We start from the raw sequence: 23,463 nt of genomic DNA on the forward strand, positions 1-23,463 counted from the left end.
GCGACGTGCACGAGCGCGGCGCTCGCGCGGCAACGATCCCCTCACCGGTGGGTGCATGTTCTGAGCCTACAGGTGGGCCTCACCTACGCGCAGCGCGCGCCGAAGGCGCACATCTGGTCCAGGTCTACGCGAACCCCGGGGGAGGAGGGGGAGGAGGGGGAGGAGGGTGGGGAGGGTGGGGAGGGGTGAGGGTGGTGGTGAGGGCCGTTGGCTACGCGCGGCGGTGACGTGCCATCCACGCCTCGACGGCGCCGGGGTCGCGGGGCAGGGCCGCCGAGAGGTTCTCGACGCCGTCCTCGGTGACCAGGACGTCGTCCTCGATACGCACGCCGATGCCGCGCAGTTCTGCGGGCACGGCGAGGTCGTCGGCCTTGAAGTACAGGCCGGGCTCGATGGTGAACACCATGCCGGGCTGGAGCGGGCCGTCCATGTAGAGCTCGCGCTTGGCTGCGGCGCAGTCGTGCACGTCGAGGCCCAGGTGGTGGGACGTCGAGTGCACCATCCAGCGGCGGAACAGTTTGGACTCTTCGTTCTCGGCCTCAGGCACGATGCCCCACTCGGTGAGGTGTGCCTCGATGACGTCCATGGCGGCCTCGTGAACGTCGCGGAACGTGACGCCGGGGCGCGCCACTGCGAAAGCGGCATCGGCGGCCTCGAGAACCACCTGGTAGACGCGGCGCTGCACCTCGGAGAACTCACCGGTGACGGGCATGGTGCGGGTGATGTCTGCGGTGTAGAGGCTCTCGACCTCGACGCCGGCATCGAGCAGCAGCAGGTCGCCTTCGCGCACCTGGCCGTCGTTGGTGATCCAGTGCAGCGTGGTGGCGTGGGCTCCGGAGGCGGCGATGGTCTCGTAGCCCACCGCATTGCCTTCTTCGCGGGCGTGCCCGTCGAACGTGGCCTCGACCACGCGCTCGCCACGCTTGTGGGCGATGGCGCGGGGCAGTTCGCCCACCACGCGCTCGAAGCCCGCGATGGTCGCGTCCACCGCTTCGCGCAGTTGCTGGACCTCCCACACGTCCTTGACCAGACGCATCTCGGACAGCACGCGGCGCACGGCCTTGGTGGGCTGCGAGTGAAGGCGAATGCCCTCGGGCAGCGTGGACAGCGGAGCTGTCGCGATGCCGGTCATGGCGGCAAACTCGTCAAGTCCGGGGCGGCGGCCAATCCAGAACTCGCCCGAGCGGGGGTCGGTGTAGAAGCCGTCGTCGTCCTTGCCTGCGGGCGGGATCAGGTACAGCGTGGCGTCGTGGCCGTCTGCCGTGGGCTCGAGCACGAGCACGGCGCCGGGCTCGCGGTCGGTGCCCAGGCCCGTGAGGTAGGCGAAGTCCCGGTCGGGGGAGAAGCGGTAGTCGGTGTCGTTCGAGCGCACCTTGAGGTCGCCAGCAGGCACCACGATGCGCTTGCCGGGGAAGGCCGCCGACAGCCGGGCGCGGCGCTCAGCGGCGAACGGCGCGGAGGCGGCCGCGGTGGTCTCAAGATCGTCCGGCTCAGCCCACTGGGACCCGATCCACGTCTTGAACTCTGCGTTGTCAGGGCGCAGTGCGCGCGCCTTGTTGGTCTTCTCAGCCTGCTCGTCGCTCACGGCACCATGGTCGCACGCTCGACGGCCGCCGCTGGACCTGGCATAGCCTGGCCGAATGCGCATCGACCTTCACACCCACTCCACGGTGTCCGACGGCACGGGCTCTCCCGAGCAGGTGATGCGGGAGGCCGCAGAGGCGGGCCTCGACGTGGTCGCGCTGACCGATCACGACTCGACCGCCGGTTGGGACGAGGCCAGCGCCACGGCGGCCGATGCGGGCGTCGCCTTTGTCCCTGGGATCGAGGTCTCGTGCCGCCACCACGGCATCTCGGTGCACTTGCTCAGCTATTGGCACGATCGAGCCGACGAGGGCGTCGAGCGGATGCTGGCCGCCACTCGCGACGCGCGCGTGGACCGCGCCAAGGAGATCGTGCGCCGGATTGGCGAGGACTATCCCGTGACGTGGGAGGCGGTATCCGAGCGGGCGGGGGACGCGGCTACCGTGGGCCGCCCCCACATTGCCGATGCGCTGGTCGACCAGGGGGTCGTGCCCACCAGGGACGCCGCCTTCGAGGCCATTTTGGTGCCCGGCTCGCGCTACTACGTCCCGCACTACGCGCCCGAAGTGAACCAGGCGATCAGGACGATGCGCGCCGCGGGCGGGGTCACGGTGTTCGCCCACCCTGGGGCCGACACGCGCGGCAGGATCGTGCGCACCTCGGTGATCGAGTCGATGGCGCGCGCAGGGCTCGTGGGGCTTGAGGTGCACCACCGCGATCACGACCTACGCCAGCGCTCGCGGCTCGCCGACCTGGCCGAGCGGCTCGACCTGGTGCCCACGGGCGCCTCCGACTATCACGGCACGGGGAAACTGAACCGACTGGGCGAGAACCTCACGGCTCCCGCCGAGTTCGCCCGCCTCGAGGCCGCGCGCGGTGCGCTGTCGTCGCACTGACACCAGACGCCTCCCGGTCCCAGACGCACCGCGGCCCCACCAGCCGTGGGGCTGATGGGGCCGCGGAGTACTCCTGAACTGAGCCTTAGGCCTGGGGCTGCGCCTGCTGACCGCCCTGGGCTGCGCCTCCCGCACCCGAGCCGCCGCTGCGGCGACGACGACGGTTGCGGGGGCGGCGCTGGCCGCCCTCAGCAGAGGTCGAGCCGGCTGCCGAGCCCTCGCCAGAGGTGCGCTCTCCCGAGGCGCGCTCGGTGCGGCGCTCACCACCCGCATCGGCCGTGCTGCCCTCGCCGCGGCTACGCGAACGACCGCCGCGCGAACGTCCGCGGCCACCCTCGCGTGAGCCGCCGTCGCGCGCACCACCGGAGCGGCCGCCCCGGTCGCCGCCACGGCCGCCGCCGGACGGCTTCTTGCCGGTCTCGCCCAGGTCCTCGACCTGCTCGGCCTCGAGGCCGGCGAGGTGCTGCTCGGACTTGGGCAGGCGGCCCTTGGTGCCTTCGGGGATGTCGAGGTCCTCGTACAGGTGGGGGGAGGTCGAGTAGGTCTCGACGGGCTCGGGGTAGCCCAGGTCGAGTGCCTTGTCGATGAGGCTCCAGCGGGGGACGTCGTCCCAGTCGACAAAGCTCACTGCGGTGCCGGTCTTGCCCGCGCGGCCGGTGCGGCCAATGCGGTGCAGGTAGGTCTTCTCGTCCTCGGGGCACTGGTAGTTGATGACGTGCGTGACGTCCTCGACGTCGATGCCGCGGGCGGCGACGTCGGTCGCGACGAGCACGTCGATCTTCGAGTTGCGGAAGGCGCGCAAGGCCTGCTCGCGGGCTCCCTGGCCAAGGTCGCCGTGGATGGCGCCCGCGGCGAACCCGCGGTCACGCAGCTCGTCGGAGACCTTGGCTGCGGTGCGCTTGGTGCGGGCGAACACGACGGTACGGCCGCGGCCGTTGGCCTGCAGAATGCGCGCGAGCACCTCGATCTTGTCGAGTGCGTGGGCGCGGTAGACCACCTGCTTGATGGCCTTGACCGTGGCGCCGTCGTCGTCGGGGTCAGCAGCGCGGATGTGCGTGGGCTGCGTCATGTAGCGACGGGCGAGAGCCACGACGGGCCCCGGCATGGTCGCGGAGAACAGCATGGTGTGGCGCGACGCGGGGGTCGCGGCCAGCAACTTCTCGACGTCGGGCAAGAATCCGAGGTCGAGCATCTCGTCGGCCTCGTCGAGCACCACGGTGCGCACGTAGCGCAGGTCGAGGTGGCCCTGGTTGAGCAGGTCGATCATGCGGCCGGGGGTGCCGACGACGACCTCGGCGCCCTTGACGAGCGCCTCGATCTGGGGCTCGTACGCACGGCCACCGTAGATCTGGACAATGCGGGTCGAGCGCTTCTTGGACGCGGCGATGAGGTCACCGGCCACCTGGACGGCGAGTTCGCGGGTGGGGGCGACCACGAGGGCCTGCGGCTTGCCGGGCTCGGGCAGCGAGTCAAAGCCCTCCTCGCCGGGGGAGACGGTGCGGTGCAGCAGCGGCACGCCAAAGCCGAGGGTCTTTCCGGTACCGGTCTTTGCCTGGCCGATGATGTCGTGGCCCGACAGCGCCACGGGCAGGGTCATCGCCTGGATGGGGAACGGGGTGAGGATGCCCTTGTCCGCGAGCGCCTGGGCGATCAGCGGGTTGATGGGGTAGTCGGCAAACGGCTTCTCGGCGAAGGCAGGGGACTGGGCAGTCAGCTGCTCGTCTTCGGGGGTTTCGGGCACAGAGATGTGCTCGGCGGTGTCAGTCATGGTTGTCCTATGGTTCGCGCGCCACAACGCATAAGGGGGCGCATTCTCGGCGGGCAGCCGATCGCGAATCATTGTCCTTGCGGCCTTCGCTGTCTGCAGCGGTACCGCGCTTCTCATGACGACCGGTCAGCCCCGGGTCGCCTTGCATTCTACCTGGCCGAGGGTGAGGCGCGCCAGGGTCGGTCACGCGAGGCCTCATCGCTGGTGGCGAAGGGCGCTTCTCGAGGGGTGATGACCTGGGCGGCGATGGCCTCGATGGCGAAGGCACTGGTCTGAGCGAGCTCGACGTTGTCGGGGTCAAGCAGCCACTGCACTTGCAGGCCGTCCATGACCGCGAGGATGGAGGTCGCGCCGAGCGCGATGGTGTCTGGCTCGTCGATCCCGTGCTCCGCGCACATCACGCGGAATGCGGCGGCAACCTCTCCGCGCAGGACCCGGTAGCGGTCCTCGAAGTAGGTGCGACCCGGGTTGCCGTCAGTGACGGACTCCGCGGACAGCACGGCGTAGGCCTGGACGATTCCGGGCCGCGCCTGGTTGACAAACGCGGTGCGAATGAGGTGGCGAAACAGCGCGGTGCCGTCGGGGATGTGCTGGCCCTCGATCCCTTCGACGTCGGACTCGTCGCGGTAGCGCAGCACCTCGACCAGCAGTCGGTCTTTGGATCCGAAATGATGAAGGATGCCGGCGTGGGTCATGCCCACTTGCTCAGCGATCTCCGCGAGCGGGCCATTGTTGTAGCCCTTGGCGCCAAAGATCTCGAGCGCGGCGCGCAGGATCTCGCGCCGCCTCTCGGCCGTCTCGGGCCTAGGGGGCAACTGTCGCCTGGTGCGGCTCATATGGACCTCGCTTGATGAGTGCGCCCCTGCGACCGGGTGGGCGCTAGGGGACGTGTCGAGTCTATTCACAGGGGCGGGTAGCCCAGATTCGCCATCGCCTCAGGTCACGAAATGGCAACAGTCCGTCCCGTCGGCTTCTCAGTTACTAACCGTACTGTAAGTTACTCGACAAGGCCTCTGATGGCCGGTTTCGATGACGAACAAGGAGCCGTTGGTGACGACGATGTCAGGGCTGAGCGACGCGAGCGCGACGCTCGAGCAGGCCAAGGCGCAGGCCGCGAGCCTGCCGCTCGAGCGCAAGGTGGAACTGCTCACCGGCATGACCATGTGGCGCCTGATCGCGTTGCCCGAGCTGGGCCTGAGGTCGATTTCCTTTTCCGATGGCCCTGTAGGCGTGCGAGGGCTCGGAGAGCGTCAGGGCGAGACGTCCATCCTGTTCCCTACGCCGTCCGCAGTGGCCGCCGCGTGGGATCGCGACCTTGCCGTCGAGATCGGGAGGGGCTTTGCGCAAGAAGCCCGCGCCCACGGCGTGGACGTGGTGCTCGCTCCCCAAGTCAATCTTCAGCGCACTCCCGTGGGAGGGCGCCACTTCGAGTGCTTCTCGGAGGACCCCGCGCTCACGTCCGTGGTAGGCGCCGCAGTCGTCACCGGCTTGCAGGAGCAGGGGGTCGGCGCATGCATGAAGCACTACGTGGCCAACGACTCCGAGACCGAGCGGACCTCGTACATCTCACGGGTCGACGAGCGGGTGCTGCGAGAGGTCTACCTCGCGCCCTTCGAGGCCGCCATCGACGCCGGGGTGTGGTCCATCATGGCGGCCTACAACGGCGTGGACGACGGAGCCGAGTCAGGTCCCATGACCGAGCACCGTCACCTGCTCGTCGACGTCCTGAAGGACTCGATGGGCTTCGACGGTGTCGTGGTCTCTGACTGGGAGGCCACCCGCCGCGCGGTCCATGCGGCCACCGGCGGACTGGACGTCATCATGCCGGGTCCAGGCGGGCCGTGGGCGCAAGGACTGCTGGCTGCCGTGACGGCGGGCGAAGTGAGCGTCGAGACGATTGACGACAAGGTCGCACGCGTGCTGTTGCTTGCCGCGCGGGTGGGTGCCGCCCACCCCGAGCCTGCTGCGACGCCACACACTGCTGACCTGCGCACTCTCGCTCGGCGGGTGGCCACTCGCTCCACCGTTGCGCTGCGCACGGATCCCGCGAGCGCGCCGTGGAGCCGGCCAGCGCCAGCGTCGGTGGCGCTGATTGGTGCCAACGCAATCCGTCCGCATGTGTTGGGAGGCGGGTCGTCGACAGTGCATCCAGCGCACGTGGTCACGCCCGTGGAAGGCCTCGCGCAGCGGTGGCCCGACGCCAGCATTGTGGTCGAGCGTGGGGGCGACCCGCGGGCCTTCGCGCCCCGCCTGGACGTCGCTGGACGCGCCGCAGGCATCGAGGTGGCGTGGCTCGACGAGGCCAGCCGGCCGTTGGGCGTGCACACGGTCACGGACTATGAGGGCTGGCTCCGCGACATCCCCGCAGGAGCGACCTCGGTCGAACTCACCGTCAGGGCCCGGCTCGACGAGCCTGGCGAGCACCAACTGTCCGTGGGAACGGTGGGCATCCACCACACCGTGATCGACGGGCTCAAGGCGTCGTCCAGCGAGCGTCGCGTGGGGGTGGACTGCGTGCTCGACTCGTCGGTCAACAACCCCGACTCGCCGGTCATGAGCGTCACCATTGATGAACCCCGCGACGTGGTGATCCGCTCTCGCCACCAGGTCATCGACGCGGCCGGGTACGGGCGCTTTGTCCGCGCCGAACTGCGCCACGCGCTGCCGCGGCGCTCGGACGACCAGGAGATTGCCGATGCGGTGGCCGCCGCCGCTGCCGCCGACCTGGCGATCGTCGTCGTCGGCACCAACGAGGAATCGGAGTCGGAGGGCTGGGACCGCACCACTCTGGCCATGCCAGGACGCCAAGACGAGTTGGTCGAGCGGGTGCTCGATGCGGCGCCCGACGCGGTGATCGTCGTCAATGCAGGCGCCCCCGTGGTGCTGCCGTGGCTCGAGCGAGCCCGCACCGTCTTGTGGGCGTGGTTCCCCGGTCAGGAGGCGGGCCACGCGCTCGCGGACATCCTCAGTGGCGACGCTGAGCCTGCGGGCCGACTGCCGTGGACCCTGCCCGCTCGCGAAGCAGACGTGCCGGTGGCGCACGCGATTCCCGACGGCGGGGTCATCGCTTACGCGGAGGGCGTGGATGTGGGCTACCGCGCGTGGGAGCGCTCGGGTGCCGTGCCAGCGGCACCCTTCGGGCACGGCCTTGGCTGGACGACATGGGAACAGGCACTGCACGCCAGCCCCCGCATCGGCGCCGATGCGGTCGTAGAGATCGACGTCACCGTCACCAACACGGGTGAGCGGGATGGTCGCGAGGTGGTGCAGGTGTACGTCGAGCCTGTCTCCCCGGATGTCGCACGCCCCGTGCGCTGGCTGGGGGGCTTCTGCTCCGCGCAGGTGCCTGCGGGCGCGAGCGCACTGGTCACGGTGGCGGTGCCGCGACGCAACTTTGAAGTGTGGGACGTGCAGCGCCAGGCCTGGCGCCTGGTGGGGGGCGAGTATCGCCTGCACGTCGGGAGGTCTGTGCGCGATCTGCGCGGTGACGAGGTGGTCACCGTGAGCGCGCCCGAGTCGACGAGGAGGTCCGTCTAGCTCGGCGCCGCACGACCGTGGGCGCAACAACACCATGACTGGTGCCGGGACTCCGGCACCGCCAACCCTAGGAGGAACTGATGAGGATGAAGAAGTCCTCGATCGCGGCCCTCACCGTGGCCGCAGCTTTGACCCTCGCCGCGTGCGGCGGGGACCCTGCCGATCCGGGCGAGACCGGATCGGACGACGGTTCGAGCACGCCCCAGGCGGGCGCGGCCCTGACCATTGCCAAGCCCGACGGCGCGATTGCCACCGAGTCCAACAACCCGTGGGTGGGGGACTCGTCGGGCCTCAAGCTCGGCTACATCAACGCGATCCTGGAACCACTCGCTCACGTCAACACCGTCGACCCCACCGCGGAGACCGTGCCGTGGCTGGCCGAGGAGTTCACTTGGTCGGACGACGGCACCCAGCTCACCGTCACCCCGCGCTCGGGAGTGAAGTGGAGCGACGGTGAGGACTTCACCGCCGACGACATTGCGTTCACGTTCCAGCTGTTTCTTGACTACCCCGAACTGGACACCGCCGCGACGGGCCTGACCGCCGTCGCCAACGACGGTGACACCGTCACCTTGACCTTCGCCGAGCCCATGTGGGTCAAGCAGGACAAGGTGCTGCACAAGTTGATCGTTCCCGAGCACATCTGGAAGGACGTGGCCGACCCGGCTACCGAGACCTTCCTCGAGCCCGTGGGCACCGGGCCCTACGTGATGGAGACCTTCTCCACGCAGTCGGTCGAGCTCACGGCGCGCACCGACTACTGGGGCGGTGAACTCGCCGTGCCGACGCTGTACTACGTCTCGTACAACGACAACACCGCGCTCACGACGGCGCTCGCGACGGGCGATGCTGACTGGGCCCAGGCCTTCATCCCCAACGTGCAGTCGGCGTACCTCGACAAGGACGCCGAGCACAACGTCTACTGGGCACCCCCGGGCCTGGCGGCGGACGTGATGTACATGAACCTCACGGAGAAGCCGTTCGACAACGTCGCCTTCCGTCAGGCCGTCAACATGGTGGTCGACCGTGCCAAGCACGCGGAGATCGCGCGTGAAGGTGGAGTGCCGGAGATCACCTCGGTCACCGGACTGCCCACGCCCGTCGGTGACTCGTACATCTCCGACGCGTACGTCGGTCAGAACTACGAGGTCGACGTCGACGGTGCACGCGCCGTGCTCGAGGACGCCGGCTACACGTGGGACGGTTCGGACGCGCTCGTCGATCCCGACGGCGAGACGGTGACGTTCGAACTTCAGGTGCCCCAGGGCTGGAACGACTACGTGACCGGTATCTCCCTCATCGCGGACTCCGTTGCCGCGCTGGGCGTCACCGCCACCGTGAACACCCCCGACGTGGACACCTGGTGGAACGACAAGTCCATCGGTGACTTCGACGCGATCCTGCACTGGACCGACGGCGGGCTCACCCCGTACGACATGTACAAGTCGATGCTGAGCCAGGACTGGCTCGTGCCCATCGGCGAGCCGGCCAACAACAACTTTGGCCGCTTCGACAACGCCGAGGTCACGCAGGCACTCGACGCCTTCTCGCTGACCAATGACGACGCGGAGCGCCAGGCGGCACTCGACATCGTCGAGAAGGTGTTCGTCGAGGACGTTCCGGTCATCCCGATCGGTACGCGCCCCTCGATCGGTGAATACAACACCCGCAACTACGTGGGATGGCCGTCGGACGAGGACCCCTACGCGGACATCAACCCGACGGTGGCGGCAGCATCGCTGATCCTCACCCGTCTCGAACCGGCCAGCTGACACTCTCACGCTGACCCTCGCTGCTTGGTGGGGCCGGATCCCCCGGCTCCACCGAGCGGCACCACCGTCACCCGAAACAGGAAGACACCGTGACCACCGACACCTTGCTGACCGTCAAGGACTTCAGCGTCGTCTACGACGTGGAGCCTCCGGTCGAGGCTGTGACCGAGGTCTCGCTCGAGCTGCGCCGTGGAGAGATCCTCGGCCTCGCGGGCGAATCCGGCTGCGGCAAGACCACCCTCGCCTACGGAATCCAGCGCCTGCTCAAGCCCCCCGCCGTGATCACTTCCGGGCATACGGTCTTCCACGATGCGTCCGGTGAGGACATCGACATCAATGGCCTAGACGCCGTGCAGATGCGTGCCTTCCGGTGGGACAAGGTCTCGATGGTCTTCCAAGGAGCGATGAACTCGCTCAACCCCGTCGCCAACATCGGCCGCCAGCTCGACGATGTGTTCCTCACCCACCGACCGCAGATGACCAAGGGCGAGCGCCGTGAGCACTCGGGCCGCCTGCTCGACCTCGTGGGCGTGGGCAGGGACCGGCTCCGGTCCTACCCCCACGAGCTTTCCGGCGGCATGCGCCAGCGAGTGATGATCGCGATGGCCATGGCGCTGCGGCCGCAACTCATGATCATGGACGAGCCCACCACGGCGCTCGACGTGCTCGTGCAGCGCGAGATTCTGCAGCAGATCTCCCAATTGCGTGGGGAGCTGGGCTTCTCCGTCATCTTCATTACCCACGACCTGCCGCTCTTGCTGGAGATCTCCGACCGGATCGCCGTCATGAAGGACGGGCGGATCGTCGAACTCAACACCGCCGAGCGCATCTACACCCACGCGGAGCATGAGTACACCCGCAAGCTGCTCGCGTCTTTCCCGAGCCTGACGGGGGACCGAGGCGCCTTTGTGCGCGGGTCCGCCGCCGTCACAGACAAGGAGGGTGACGCGTGACCACTCTCGACTTCCGACACGTCACCAAGCGCTACCACGTACGTGGCTCGGGCGAGTTGCTCGCCGTCAACGACGTGTCCTTCTCGCTGTCGTCGGGTCAGACGGTCGCCCTCGTGGGGCAGTCCGGCTCCGGCAAGTCGACCATCGCGAAGATTCTCACCCAGTTGGAGCATCAGAGCGACGGCGAGGTGCTGCTCGACGGGGAGCCCATCCCACGTCGCGGTGCGGGCCTGCGCCGCTACCGCCAGCGGGTGCGGATGGTCTTCCAGGATCCGTTCGCCTCGCTCAACCCGTATCACACCATCCGACACCACATCGAGCGGCCGCTGCGCCTGGACAAGGTGGTGCCCAAGCCCGAGGTTGACGACGAGGTTCACCGGCTGCTCGAGAGGGTGCAGTTGGACGCCGCTGTGGTCGACCGCCGGCCCCACGAACTGTCGGGTGGGCAACGTCAGCGCGTGGCGATCGCGCGCGCCCTGGCGTCGCGGCCCGAACTGCTGATCGCCGACGAGCCCGTGTCGATGCTCGACGTGTCGATCCGTTTGGGTGTGCTCAATTTGCTGGCGGACTTGCAACGTCAATCCAACCTTGGCGTGCTGTACATCACCCACGACCTCGCGACAGCACGCCACTTCTCCGACGAAATCATGGTGATGCACCACGGTGAGGTGGTCGAGCGCGGCGCCGCCGACGACGTCATCCTGCGTCCGCAGCACCCCTACACGCGGGAGTTGCGCTCCGCATCCCCGGATCCCGACAAGCACTTCGCCGGCCGTGACGGCCAGGCATCGACCACGAGGAGCTGACGGACGTGCGATTCATCCTCAGACGTGCCGCCTTTTACCTCTTCACGGCCTGGGCGGCCATCACGATCAACTTCTTCTTGCCTCGCATGATGAAGGGCGACCCGATCACGGCGTACCTGCAGAAGCACCAGAGCGACTTCAACCCCGAGGCGATCGCCTCTCTCGAGACGCTGTTCGGGCTCGACGAGGACGCGTCGTTGTTCGAGCAGTACATCGACTACTGGCAGTTGTTGTTCAGCGGCGACCTGGGCCGGTCGTTCTCCAAGGGGCTGGCCCCCGTGACGGAGGTCATCGCGACGGGGATCCCGTGGACTGTGGGCCTGGTGGGAATCGCGACCATCTTGAGCTTCCTGATCGGCACGCTCATGGGCTCCGTGATCGGGTGGCGTCGCGGCTCGCGTGCGGACCTCGTGGTCCCGTTCGCGACGTTCTTCTCGACGGTGCCGTACTTCTGGATGGCCTTGCTCGTGATCGCCCTGTTCTCGACCCAGCTGGGGTGGTTCCCCGCTTCGCATGCGTATGACAAGGGTTCCGCACCCACCCTGTCGTGGGACTTCATCGGCGAGGTCATCGCCCACGGCACGCTCCCGGCGTTCACCATCGTGTTTGCCTCCCTCGGAGGCTGGATCCTTGGCATGCGCAACATGATGATCACCGTGCTTGACGAGGACTACGTCACCGTCGCGGAGGCCAAGGGGCTTGCTCCTCGGCGGGTGCTGCGCAAGTACGCCGCGCGCAATGCGGTCCTGCCGCAACTGTCGAGCTTCGCCCTCGCGCTGGGGTTCATCGTGGGCGGCACGCTCGTCACGGAACTGGTGTTCTCCTACCCGGGCGTGGGCAAGATGCTGCTCGACGCGACCAACGCCAAGGACTGGCCGCTCATGCAGGGCCTGTTCCTCGTGATCACCATGGCCGTGCTCCTGGCGAACATCCTTGCGGATGTCGTCCACGCGGTCCTCGACCCTCGCACGCGAATGATGGAGTCCTGAAATGTCCGTGTCGAACTTTCCTGTCAGCGACGACCCCACGCCCATCGCCGATGCGAGCGCAACCGAGCCTCGCCGTCCCCGGCGCGGCAGCCGCATCGGCCAGTCGTTCGCCATGTTCCGCAATGGCAAGTCGATCACCGGACTGATCATCCTCGGGGTGTTCGTGTTCGCGGCAGTGTTTGCCGACTTCATCGCACCGTTTGGGCCATTGGAGAAGGACTTCACGGCGCTCAAGCAGCCGCCATCGGCACAGCACTGGCTCGGCACGACCCACCTAGGGGAGGACATCTTCTCCCAGATCATCTACGGCACCAGGGGAGTGCTGATCGTGGGCCTGGTCGCGGGAGTGCTGGCGACTTTTGTCGCCGTGGTGGTCGGAGTGTCCGCGGGCTACGTCAAGGGATGGAAGTCGGAATCGTTGTCCGCGCTCACCAACGTGTTCTTGGTGATCCCTGGTCTGCCGCTCATCATCATCGTGGCCTCGCAATACGACAACCCGTCTATCGTGCTGATCTCCGCAGTCATCGCGATCACCGGGTGGGCGTGGGGCGCGCGGGTGCTGCGTGCGCAGACCATGTCGCTGCGCAACCGCGACTTTGTTCAGGCTGCCCGCGCCAACGGCGAGCGCCTGCACCGGATCATCGCGGTGGAGATGCTTCCCAACCTCACCGCCATCATCGCGTCGAGCTTTGTGGGCACGGTGACGGCCGCCGTCCTGGGCCTCACCACGCTCGCGTTCATTGGCGTGATCCCCATCACCAACCTCAACTGGGGCACCATCCTGTTCTGGGCACAGCAGAATGGCGCGTTCCCCGACTTCTGGTGGTGGTACATCCCCGCCGGCCTCTGCATCGCAATCTTTGGCATGGCGCTGTCGCTCATCAACTTCGGCATCGACGAGTACGTCAACCCGCGCCTGCGCTCGGCGGGCGAGCGCGCGAGGGCGATGCGCCGCAAGGGCATGAGCCTGACCTCTGGGGTCACCATGGTGCGTGAGGCCGACGACGACAAGTGACGACCAGTACCGTGACACCCATGCGCGTGGTCGTCATGGGTGTCACGGGGTGTGGCAAGTCTTCCGTCGCGCGCGGCTTGGCCGACGCTCTTGGCGCCCCCTACGGCGACGCCGACGATCTTCATTCGGCCGATGCGGTGGCGGCCATGGCTGCGGGAGTGCCCCTCACCGACGAGGACAGGTGGCCGTGGTTGGCTCGGGTGGGAATGTGGTTGGCCGAGAGGGAGGACGCGGTGATGGCGTGCTCCGCTCTCAAGCGGTCCTACCGCGAGGCGCTGCGCGACAGCGCGGGGCGCGACCTTGTGTTCGTGCACCTGAGTGCGCCACAGCACGTGCTCGAAGGCCGGGTGGCGGCGCGCACGCGACGCGGGGGCCACTTTGCTGGCACGGGGCTGCTCGCGTCGCAGTTCGCGATCCTCGAGCCATTGGCCGCCGACGAACGAGGCGTGGTGGTCGATGTGACCGACGCTTCGGTGGCGCAGGCGGTCGGTCAGGCGCTCGCCTATGTGCGCGGCGCCGCGGGGGAAGGCTCTTAGGCGCCGAAGCCCACTCGCCGCTTGGACTCCTCGCCGATCTCGACGTAGCCGAGTGCGCCTGCGGGCACCACGACGCGGCGGCCCTTGATGTCCGTGAGCTCAAGAGTGGCACCAGCGACGGCATCGGCCACGGCGGCTGCGACCTCGTCTGCGGTGCTGTGAGTCTCAAGTTGGATCTCACGGGCAACGTTCTGAATGCCGATACGAACCTCCACGGGGGCCTCCTGTGGTCGTCGATGCTGGGGTCACTGATTATCGTAGAGCCGTGAGTCGAGGCAATGGGGCGATGTTCGCGCGCAGGAGAACCGGCGGGCCGAGCCCGAAGGCGGTGGCCATCGTGGTCGCAGCCGCCTTCGTGGGTGGCATCGCCGTGGGATGGGGTACCGGGCTAGTAGGCGAGTCACTCGCCGCACCGGAGCCGACCGTCTCACCCACGCCTTCGCCCGATCCGAGCGCCACTCCTGAGATCTCGCTGCCCGACCTCGCTCCCATCGACCGCGAGTTGGACGAGGCCGACAGGCTCGCGGGTCTCACCAGGCTCGAGGTGCCCACCACGGGCGCGGGAACCTTCACCACCGTGAGTAGCGATGGCGAGGCGACGGCCGACGCCGCTGCCGTCAAGACGGTCCGCATCGAGTTCGAAGACGGGCTTCAACTCGACGGCCAGGCGCTGGCGGAGTTCGTGCTCGCCGTCCTCAACGACCCGCGCGGCTGGGGTGCGCGCGGCCGATACGAGTTTGTGCCCACTACGGGGGCCTCGGACGTTCGGGTCGTGATCGCGAGCCCCGTCACGACGGCGTCCACGTGTCTCACGCCACACGCCGCGGCCTCGTCGGTGGGCACCGCTGACGACGCCGCGAGTGCAGAGCCGACTGTCACGGCCTCGCCTGCTGAGGCCGTGACCTGCGCCGACAGGGGCCTCGTGATGATCAGCGGCTATGACTGGGCGGCAGGGCTCGACGCGTACGGGACGGACACCACCGGAGCCCGTGCGTACCTGGTGAACCATGGCGTCGGACACCTCCTCGGCACCGCCGACGAGGTCTGCGAGTCTGGCCGTGCCCCCATCATGGCCGACCAGCGCGAGCTGCCCGAGGTGTGCGAGCCCAACCCGTGGCCGTCGCCAGACGAGCCTCTGCCGGAGCCCAGCACCACCGCATCGGCCGAGAACTAGGGTGCGCGGGGCCGCAGGCGCCGCTCAGTAGACTCGGCCCATGTCTGAGCAGGTAGGCGATCCCGCCGCGACCAGTACTCGAACGGGCGTCGGGCCCTTCGCTCTCAACGTTGCCCGCGGTGGTGTGATCGGCGCAGTCGAGATTGTCCCCGGCGTCTCAGGCGGCACGCTCGCCCTGGTGCTCGGCGTGTACGACGTGCTGATCGGGTCGGCGGGCTCGCTCGTGCGAGCAGCCGTCGACTGGGCCCGTGCGGTAGTGACGCCTCACCAGCGCGCCGAGCTCAAGGCCAGGGCCCGGGCCCATGCGGCGCAGGCGCGCTGGTCGATGCTGATTCCCATCGGGATAGGCATGCTCGCCGCGATCGTCATCGTCTCCGCCACGCTCGCCCCCTTGCTCGAGCACAATCCGGTGCAGACCTCCGCCCTGTTTGCGGGCCTGATCGTGGCCTCGCTCGCCGTGCCTGCGCGCATGGTGGGGCATTGGAGGGCGCGCGAGATCGCCGCCGCGTTGGTGGCCGCCGCATTCGCGATCTGGTTCACCGGACTGACCGGCACCCCGCACGACGACCCCGCCATGTGGATGGTCGCGCTGAGCGCCTCAGTGGCCGTGTGCGCGCTCGTGCTACCCGGAGTCTCGGGATCGTTTCTGTTGCTCGTGCTGGGCATGTATGCGCCCACGCTCGCGGCCGTGAACGATCGCAACCTCGCGTATCTCGGGGTGTTCATCGTGGGCGCGATCGTGGGTCTGTCGCTTTTTGTCACGGGCTTGCAGTGGTTGCTCGAGCACCGCCGCTCGCTGACCCTCGCGGCGATGACGGGTCTGATGGTCGGGTCGCTGCGCGCACTGTGGCCGTGGCAGGCCGACGACGGCACGCTCCTGGCTCCTGGCGACCACCTTGGCGCGGCGATCGCGCTCTTTGTCACCGGGATCGTCATCGTGCTGGGGATCATGGCACTCGAGCGGGTGGCCGCGCGACGTGCGGCGGCTTCGACCGACTGCGATGTCAGTGGCGTGTGATGGGCTGAGCTCATGACCACCACGGTGCTAGGCGCAGCCACGCCTGCGCGGCGCCCGGACGCGCTCGACCGCGACCAGGCTGCCGCAGTGGACCATGCGATCGCTAGCCGCGGGCATGTGGTGATCGTCGGGCCTGCTGGATCTGGCAAATCCACGGTGGTGACGGCCATCGCCGCACGGGGTGCCGCGATGGGCCTGCGGCCCGAGCGGATGCTGGTGATTGCGCCCACGCGTGAGGCCGCGGCAAGGCTGCGCGACACGGTGGCCTCTGGAGTGGATCGGGCCTCGGGAGTTGCCGTGGTCCACACCGCGGCTTCCGTCGCGCACTCGGTGCTGTGTGCACAGGCGCAAGCACTCGGAGAGCCGGCCCCGAGCCTCATCACTGGCGCGGATCAGGACGCGATGCTGCGCGATCTCATCGATGGCCACCGCCGGGGCGAGGGTTCTGCGCCGGACTGGTCCGCGATCGTTCCCGAACAAGCGCTCACGCTTGCGGGCTTTCGCGGGGAATTGCGTGACCTCATCATGCGCGCCACCGAGGCCGGGCTCGATCCCGACGGGCTGCGTGACCTGGCGGCACGCACGGGGCGCCGTGAATGGGACTGTGCCGCACAGGTGTACGAGGAGTACCTCGAGGTTGCCTTGTGGCGTGAGATCGAGGGACGCGGGCTGCGCTACGACGCGGCGGGCGCCGCGCGGCAAGCCGCGGTCGTGCTCGACAACTGGACCAGGGAGTGGGGCGCCCGTCCGTCGTGGGACCTGGTGGTCGTCGACGACTACCAGGACGTCACCGCATCATCGATAGCGCTGCTCGACGCGCTCGCGGCAGGCGGGGCTCGGCTCGTACTCGTGGGCAACGCCGACCAGGCCGTGCAGGGGTATCGAGGTGCGGTGCCGTCTGCCCTCGCTCAGGCCACGGCGACCACGGGCCGGCATGCGATGGGTGCGTCGCTCGTGCACTTGAGTGAGGTGCACCGTCAGGACGGTGCGCTGGCCCACCTGACCGACCAGGTGGTGGCGCGCATCGGCACCCAGTCAGTGGGATCGGCCAGACGGCCGCCTACCTCCATTGACCACAGTTCTGGGCAGGGCGTGGAGATCCTGGTGGCCCCGCATCGCTACGCGCAGTCGCGTGCGATCGCCGCAGCGTTGAGGCGTGCACGTCACGGCCTCGACGGCGAGCCGGTGGGGTGGGACCGCATGGCCGTGATCGCGCGGTCCAACGGTCAGTTGCGCGCCCTGCGTGCTGACCTGCTCGCGGCCGACATTCCGTGCGAACCGTTGGGGGACGGGGTGGCGCTGCACGAGCAGGCAGTGGTCGCGCCGCTGCTGGGGATGATGAGGGTGGCCGCAGGCAGGCCGTGGACGGAAGACCTCGCAAGCCAGGTACTGTCGTCACGGCTCATCGGACTCGACCCCGTCGCCCTGCGGCGCTTGCGTCGCGCGTTGGTGCGTGAGGATCGTGAGGCAGGCGGACGGGCGCCCGCCGCGGACCTCCTGGTCGACGCGATGGGCGATCCCGCACGATGGGCGAGCCTGAGCGGGCACGAGGCACGCTCGGCCGCCCGCGCAAGCGCGGCCGTGGTCGCGGCACGCGAGGCGCTGGTCCGCCGCGAGGACTCGCCCCGCCGGGTGATCTGGACGATCTGGGCCGCGCTCGACGTCGCCGACTCGTGGCGGGCGGCTGCGCTCGCGGGATCAGCGCGTGACGACGCCGACCTTGACGCGGTGATCGCGCTGCTGAGGGAGGCGCAGAACGTCGAGGAACGCCGCCCAGGCGTGACGGTGGACGGGTTCGTCGACCACCTCACGTCGCAAGAGTTCGCGGTCGACAGTCTCGGTGCGCGGGCGCGCGGCACGGAGACGGTGACGTTCGCGACGCCGGCCTCCGCTGCCGGCCGCGAATGGGATCTCGTCGTCGTCGCGGGCGTTGAGGAAGGCGTGTGGCCCAACCTCCGGTTGCGTGACTCGGTCCTGGGAGCGCAGCACCTCGCGGAAATCGTCGCGTTTCGGGCGCCCATCGAGCCTCTTGACCTGGAAGCGCGTTCTCGCCTGGCGGCTCAGGCGCGGCACACGGTGCTGGACGACGAGACGCGCGCCTTCGCGGTTGCCGTCTCGCGCGCCCGGGCCCGGCTTGTGGTCGCGTGCGTCGAGGATGAGGACACCCGCCCCTCCCGGTTCGTCGACTGGGTCGAGACCGCTACGGGGGTCGCGCGGCACACGACGGGCACGGTGCCGCGCATGTCTGACCTGCGGCATGCAGTGGCGACCTTGCGAGCGCACGACGAGCGCGCATCGGACGACGACGTGCGTGTGCGCGCGATCGCCCTCGCGCGGCTCTCCGTACTTGATGTGGCAGGCGCCGACCCCGCCATGTGGAGTGGCGTCGCGGATCCGTCGACCGATGCGGGCTTCTTCGATCCGGAGGGGCTCGTGAGGGTGTCACCGTCCAAGGTCGAGGGAGTCGAGCGCTGTGCATTGCGGTGGGCGCTTGAGAGCGCGGGCGGCGTGGGTCAGGACAGCGACAAGCAGCAGCTTGGCACGCTGATTCACGAGATTGCGCAGCAGTTGCCGGACGGCACCGAGGCGCAACTGCAGGCCGCGCTCGACGAGCGGTGGCATGAGGTGGCGGGGGATGACACCCTGCCCGACCGCGTGCTGCGGGCCAAGGCGGACGCGATGATTCACCGCCTCGCGGAGTACTTTGCGGCCAACCCGCCAGAGCGCGTGCGGCTCGAGGAGCGGTTTGAGGTCGAGGTAGGAGGAGCGTTGCTCGCCGGCAGTGCTGACCGCGTCGAGACCCGAGCCGACCGCACCCGGATAGTCGACCTCAAGACGGGTGACCCCGCCTATGCCGGCGACCCGCTCACTCACGCCCAGTTGTCGATGTACCAACTCGCCGCGGCCCACGGCGCCTTCGAGGGCGTGGATCAAGCCGACGGCGCGGCCCTCGTGTTCGTCGGAGGGTCCAACAAGGGTCACTCCGTCAAGGAGCAACCGCCCATCGACGTGCCCGAGCAGCGGGCGCGCTTGGAGGCCGTGGTGGGCGTCATGCGCGACTCGGCATTCCTGGCCACCGAGAACGACATGTGCGGACGGTGCCCCGTGCGCCGGTCGTGCCCCGTGCAGCCAGAGGGGCGACAGGTGAGTGACGCGTGAACCAGGCAGGTGAGGCGGGCCGCGTCGATGGCTACGGGCGCACGGTGGCCGAAATCGCGGCCGTGATCGACCCGGACACAACGCCCACCCCGGAGCAGCAGGCCATCATCGGGTCGGGACTCGAGCCCACCCTTATCGTCGCCGGTGCCGGGTCCGGCAAGACCGAGACGCTATCGATGCGCATGGTCTACTTGCTCGACCACGGCGAACGTCTGTTCGGCCGGGCCATCAGCCCCGACGAGATCCTGTGCCTGACCTTTACCCGTAAGGCCGCGGCGGAGATCGCCGAACGTGCCCAGGCACGCATCACTTCCATCTTTGGAGAGGATCCTGCGCGGCCGCCGGTGAGCGTGGCCACCTACAACGGCTATGCGGCCTCGCTCGTGGCTGAGCACGGCCTCCGGCTCGGCGTCGACCCCGATGCCGCCACGCTGACCGATGCGGCGCTGTGGCAGATCGCCGATGCTGTGGTCAGCCAGTGGTCAGACCCCGTCGATACCTCCGCGTCCGTAAGCACCTTGACTCGCGCAGTCTCGTCTTTCGCGGCGCAGACCCGCGAGCACCTCACCACTCCCGCGGCAGTGCGTGACTGGGCCCAACGCACCCTCGATGGGTTGGGAGGGCTACCCGGCGCGCGCGGCGGAACCGCGATGGTCAACGCGAACGGCAACCCGACGCCGGAAGCCGCGTCACTCAAGCAACTGACGACGCTCATCGACCTGGCCCCCATGGCCACCGAGTTTCTGCGCCGTAAGCGCGATGGCTCGTACCTGGACTTCTCCGACCACGTGGCCTACGGCGTCGAACTCGCGGACCTCGAGGCGGTCCAGGCCATCGAGCGCAGCCGCTACCGGGTAGTCCTGCTGGACGAGTTCCAAGACACCTCGCCCGCGCAGTTGAGGCTATTCGCTCGGATGTTCGGACCCACGCACCCGGTGATGGCGGTGGGCGATCCCAACCAGGCTATTTACGGCTTCAGGGGAGCGTCGGCCAGCGCGTTGTCGTCCTTTGTCGAGCAGTTCGGGGGGCCCGAGCACGTGGCCACGCGCACGCTGTCGGTGTCGTGGCGCAACGAGGCCGCCATTTTGGCCGCAGCGAATGCCGTCGCCCGCATGCTCCCTGAGCATCCCGCCGTGCGGGTGGAGCCCTTGCGGTCGACGGGTCAGTATCTTGGCCGGCCCGAGCCCGCGCGCGCGGCGCCGGGGCTGAGCGCCCACATGGCACTCGACCTCGCCGACGAAGGCGACTCCATCGCCGCATTCATCGAAGCTCGACGTGAGGAACTCGCTCGTCCCGGTCGCATCGCCAGCGCGGCGGTGCTGTGCCGCCGGCGCGTGCAGTTTGCGCCGATCATCGAGGCGCTCACCCGCGCCGGTCTTGACTACGAGGTCGTCGGGCTCGGCGGACTCATCGACACCCCCGAGGTAGCCGAGCTCATCGCGTTGCTCCAAGTGGCGCACGACCCCTCGCGCGGAGACTCGCTGATGCGGCTGATCGCTGGCGAGCGTCTTGCCTTGGGCCCGGCGGACCTCATGGCGCTCAAGGACTGGGCGGACCGTGACCGAGACAGCCGCGACCGGACTAGCCCGGGTGTCCGAGAGTACGCGCCCACCATCGTCGACGGCCTCGACTCGCTGCCCAATGCTGCCTGGGTGTCCCATGCCGGTCGCTCGCTGACGCAGAGCGCCCTGGACAGGTTGAGCATGCTGCGCGGCGTCGTGCGAGCGATCCGCGAGCACACCTACCTGTCCTTGACAGAACTCATCGTGTTCGCTGAGCGGGCCTGGGGCCTGGATATTGAGGCCGAGGTGGCCCGGCCCGACGGTCGGGCCTCGCGCAACGTCGACGCTTTCGTCGATGCCGCACGCTCGTTTGCCGCAGGCGCCGAACGCGCCACGCTCGGGGCGTTCCTCACGTGGCTCGATGCGGCGCGCGACGAGGAGCGCGGCCTGACCGCCCCGGTCAAGGAGCCCGAGCCCGGTGCTGTGCAGATTCTGACGTGCCACAGCGCCAAGGGCCTCGAGTGGGACATCGTGGCGATCCCTGGGATGACGCAGGGGACGGGCAGGGGAGGGCGTAGCCAGTTCCCCTCGGGCGGCATCCCCAAGCCCTACCTTGACGAGGATGGCCGCAGGCGGGTGAGTGTCAACGACGGCGCGTGGCTGTCGGAGGCAGGCCAGCTCCCTTCGCCGCTTCGCCTTGACCGCGAGGACCTGCCGCTGTTCGACCTGGGCGACGCCGTTGACCGCGCGAGCCTCAAGGCCGCCATCGACGCGTTCAAGGCGGACTCGGGTGAGCATCGGGTCGACGAGGAGCGCAGGCTGTTCTATGTCGCGCTCACACGCGCGCGCACGCACGTGTTGCTGTCTGGATCATGGTGGAGCACGTCCTCGTCGCCTTCCGCGCCATCGCTGTTCCTGTCCGAACTGATTGATCGCGACGTGGTTAGCCGGGACGGTTGGACGGCTGCTCCTGAGGACGACGCCGAGCGCCCCGAAGCGGTGCTCGCCGTGGCGCCGTGGCCCGCGCCACCCACTGCCGAGCAGCAACGCAGGCGGGCCCTCGCGCAGCAGGTGCGGGTGGCGATGACGGATCCGGAGGCGCTTGCCGTGCCGTGGGCTGACCTGCCATGGGGAGCGGACATCGAAGCGATGCTTGCGGAGCGGGCCAGCAGGAGCGGCCGGGCAAGCACGGTGCCGCTTCCCGGACACCTCACCGCGTCCCACCTGGTGGCGATCCAGCGCGATCGGCAGGCGTTCGCGGATCAGTTGCGCAGGCCGGTCCCGCAGGAGCCCACGCTGGCCGCTGCGCGCGGCAACGCCCTGCACCAGTGGATCGAGGAGCGCTATGGGCGCCCGGTCTTGCTCGAACCGGACGAGGTGCTCGAGCGAGACCACGTGGATGCCGACCACCTTGCGGGCCTGCGCGCAGCGTTCGAGAACTCGGAGTGGGCGGGCCGCCAGCCCACAGACATCGAGGTGAGGGTGGAGATGCCCATCGGTGGCGTCACCATTCGCTCACGCATCGACGCGGTGTTCCCCGCCGGGCAAGGGCTCGAGCGGATCACGGTCGTGGACTGGAAATCCGGTTCGCCGCCCCGAGACGCCGACGAGCGCAAGGCGCGTGAGGTCCAACTCGCGGTGTACCGACTCGCGTGGTCGGCGTGGAAGGACATCCCCCTCGACGACGTGGACGCGGCGTTCTTCTACGTGGGAGCAAACCAGACGGTCTGGCCCGAGCGGCTCATGGAGCGTGACGAGATCGTCGCGCTGCTGGCGGGAGAGCGGGCCTAGTCTTCGTCGTCGAACAGGAGCGCCTCGAGGTCGGCGAGCATCCCCTCGCCGTCCTCGATCACATCCTGATTGTCGGTGCGTACGCCGTACATGAGCCAGCGCACCAGCGCCAACTCCGAGGCGAGCCGTGCGCGGTCGATCAGGTGGGGATCGCGCGTCTCGCGCCGGCCCATCCGGTAGGCCTCCATGATCGACTCGAGCACATCCTCCGGCGCGGCTGCCGCGAGCCACGCGAGGTCGTCGGCAGGGTCAGCGACACGGGCATCCATCCAGTCGGCGATGCCAGTGATGGCGTCACCGCGCACGTGGATCTGGTGCTCGCCCAGGTCGCCGTGCACGACGGTGGGCTCGAAGCGCCACCAGGCAACGTTCTCGAGCTGGTGCTCCCAGCGATCCGCGAGCCGCGGAGGAATCTTGCCGGTGTCGATCGCCGCGTCGAGCTCCGACATGCGACGGTCGCGGTACTCCTCGGCCGTGTAGGTCGGCAGGCCTTGGTCCTCGATCAACGTGGGCGGCAGCTCATGGATCTTCGCGAGCGCGCTACCCAAGGCGGCCGCGAGGCCTGGGCCGGGGTCGATACGCGACAGCACCATGGGGCTGCCCGCGATCTCGGAGTACACGACGGCACGCCCGCCGTCGGAATCGGCGAGGGCGGCGGCCCCACGGGGGCGCGGTACGTCGAATGGCAGCAGGCCGGTGTCGTGCGCGCGGGCCAGCGCGGTCAGCAGCCCACGCTCTGCTTCGAGCGCAGCGCCTGCAGCGGGCCGCTTGGGCGCGCGGACCACCCACCGGGTGCCGGTGGCGTCCTTGACCACGACCACGTCGAAGTCTGCGTCAGTGTGGGGGCTGCGCAGGACGTCGTAGACGTCGAGGCCAGGCACGGCGACCGACGCGAGCGCGGCGAGCGCGAGCGGAGAACGAGGCACGCCCTCACGATAGAACCTTCGCGCGGGGCCGCGCCAC

General features: G+C 68.9%; 17 protein-coding genes. 12 read left to right on the forward strand and 5 right to left on the reverse strand.

The window, feature by feature from the left end; translation table 11 throughout:
• Window positions 1–211 precede the first annotated feature (211 nt).
• Window positions 212–1,648 carry an aminopeptidase P family protein gene (locus ACK5NO_RS05080; RefSeq protein WP_416811587.1) on the reverse strand — a complete coding sequence of 479 codons (1,437 nt, stop codon included), beginning with the start codon at window positions 1,646–1,648 and terminating at the stop codon, window positions 212–214.
• Here ACK5NO_RS05080 and ACK5NO_RS05085 point away from each other — a divergent pair.
• Window positions 1,641–2,480, forward strand: a complete 840-nt coding sequence (locus ACK5NO_RS05085; protein WP_416811588.1) for a PHP domain-containing protein — start codon at window positions 1,641–1,643, stop codon at window positions 2,478–2,480. The genes ACK5NO_RS05080 and ACK5NO_RS05085 overlap by 8 nt on opposite strands.
• Before the next feature lie 85 nt (window positions 2,481–2,565).
• Here ACK5NO_RS05085 and ACK5NO_RS05090 read toward each other — a convergent pair whose 3' ends face one another.
• Window positions 2,566–4,248 carry a DEAD/DEAH box helicase gene (locus ACK5NO_RS05090; protein WP_416811589.1) on the reverse strand — a complete coding sequence of 561 codons (1,683 nt, stop codon included), beginning with the start codon at window positions 4,246–4,248 and terminating at the stop codon, window positions 2,566–2,568.
• Window positions 4,249–4,397: 149 nt separating this feature from the next.
• Window positions 4,398–5,084 carry a TetR/AcrR family transcriptional regulator gene (locus ACK5NO_RS05095; RefSeq protein WP_416811590.1) on the reverse strand — a complete coding sequence of 229 codons (687 nt, stop codon included), beginning with the start codon at window positions 5,082–5,084 and terminating at the stop codon, window positions 4,398–4,400.
• A 223-nt stretch (window positions 5,085–5,307) separates the two neighbouring features.
• Here ACK5NO_RS05095 and ACK5NO_RS05100 point away from each other — a divergent pair, with 223 nt between their 5' ends.
• From ACK5NO_RS05100 to ACK5NO_RS05130, 7 genes are all read left to right on the forward strand, one after another.
• Window positions 5,308–7,785, forward strand: coding sequence for a beta-glucosidase family protein (locus ACK5NO_RS05100; RefSeq protein WP_416811641.1), 2,478 nt, complete (start codon window positions 5,308–5,310; stop codon window positions 7,783–7,785).
• Between the two features lie 80 nt (window positions 7,786–7,865).
• Window positions 7,866–9,557: an ABC transporter substrate-binding protein gene (locus ACK5NO_RS05105; protein ID WP_416811591.1), complete on the forward strand. Its 1,692-nt coding sequence runs from the start codon at window positions 7,866–7,868 to the stop codon at window positions 9,555–9,557.
• Between the two features lie 89 nt (window positions 9,558–9,646).
• Complete coding sequence (locus ACK5NO_RS05110) at window positions 9,647–10,510, forward strand: ABC transporter ATP-binding protein (protein WP_416811592.1); 864 nt, start codon at window positions 9,647–9,649, stop codon at window positions 10,508–10,510.
• A complete protein-coding gene (locus ACK5NO_RS05115; protein WP_416811593.1) occupies window positions 10,507–11,316 on the forward strand; it encodes an ABC transporter ATP-binding protein in 810 nt (269 codons plus the stop codon). Before ACK5NO_RS05110 ends, ACK5NO_RS05115 begins: the two co-directional genes overlap by 4 nt.
• A 5-nt stretch (window positions 11,317–11,321) precedes the next feature.
• A complete protein-coding gene (locus tag ACK5NO_RS05120) occupies window positions 11,322–12,305 on the forward strand; it encodes an ABC transporter permease (protein ID WP_416811594.1) in 984 nt (327 codons plus the stop codon).
• A gap of 1 nt (window position 12,306) precedes the next feature.
• A complete protein-coding gene (locus tag ACK5NO_RS05125; protein ID WP_416811595.1) occupies window positions 12,307–13,320 on the forward strand; it encodes an ABC transporter permease in 1,014 nt (337 codons plus the stop codon).
• Window positions 13,321–13,340: 20 nt separating this feature from the next.
• Window positions 13,341–13,856 carry a gluconokinase gene (locus ACK5NO_RS05130; RefSeq protein ID WP_416811596.1) on the forward strand — a complete coding sequence of 172 codons (516 nt, stop codon included), beginning with the start codon at window positions 13,341–13,343 and terminating at the stop codon, window positions 13,854–13,856.
• Here ACK5NO_RS05130 and ACK5NO_RS05135 read toward each other — a convergent pair.
• Window positions 13,853–14,071 carry a DUF3107 domain-containing protein gene (locus ACK5NO_RS05135; protein ID WP_416811597.1) on the reverse strand — a complete coding sequence of 73 codons (219 nt, stop codon included), beginning with the start codon at window positions 14,069–14,071 and terminating at the stop codon, window positions 13,853–13,855. The two genes, ACK5NO_RS05130 and ACK5NO_RS05135, sit on opposite strands and share 4 nt — an antisense overlap.
• A 50-nt stretch (window positions 14,072–14,121) precedes the next feature.
• Here ACK5NO_RS05135 and ACK5NO_RS05140 point away from each other — a divergent pair, with 50 nt between their 5' ends.
• Genes ACK5NO_RS05140 through ACK5NO_RS05155 form a run of 4 tightly spaced genes read left to right on the forward strand, consistent with a single transcriptional unit; the run spans window position 14,122 to window position 22,500 of the window.
• Complete coding sequence (locus ACK5NO_RS05140; protein WP_416811598.1) at window positions 14,122–15,030, forward strand: DUF3152 domain-containing protein; 909 nt, start codon at window positions 14,122–14,124, stop codon at window positions 15,028–15,030.
• 40 nt (window positions 15,031–15,070) lie between these two features.
• Window positions 15,071–16,048, forward strand: coding sequence for a DUF368 domain-containing protein (locus ACK5NO_RS05145; RefSeq protein WP_416811599.1), 978 nt, complete (start codon window positions 15,071–15,073; stop codon window positions 16,046–16,048).
• A 12-nt stretch (window positions 16,049–16,060) separates the two neighbouring features.
• A complete protein-coding gene (locus tag ACK5NO_RS05150) occupies window positions 16,061–19,207 on the forward strand; it encodes a PD-(D/E)XK nuclease family protein (protein WP_416811600.1) in 3,147 nt (1,048 codons plus the stop codon).
• Window positions 19,204–22,500: a UvrD-helicase domain-containing protein gene (locus ACK5NO_RS05155; protein ID WP_416811601.1), complete on the forward strand. Its 3,297-nt coding sequence runs from the start codon at window positions 19,204–19,206 to the stop codon at window positions 22,498–22,500. Before ACK5NO_RS05150 ends, ACK5NO_RS05155 begins: the two co-directional genes overlap by 4 nt.
• Here ACK5NO_RS05155 and ACK5NO_RS05160 read toward each other — a convergent pair.
• Window positions 22,497–23,426 carry a phosphotransferase gene (locus ACK5NO_RS05160; protein ID WP_416811602.1) on the reverse strand — a complete coding sequence of 310 codons (930 nt, stop codon included), beginning with the start codon at window positions 23,424–23,426 and terminating at the stop codon, window positions 22,497–22,499. The two genes, ACK5NO_RS05155 and ACK5NO_RS05160, sit on opposite strands and share 4 nt — an antisense overlap.
• Window positions 23,427–23,463 lie beyond the last annotated feature (37 nt).

The organism is Demequina sp. (genome assembly GCF_047975725.1).
Classification (GTDB): Bacteria; Actinomycetota; Actinomycetes; order Actinomycetales; family Demequinaceae; genus Demequina.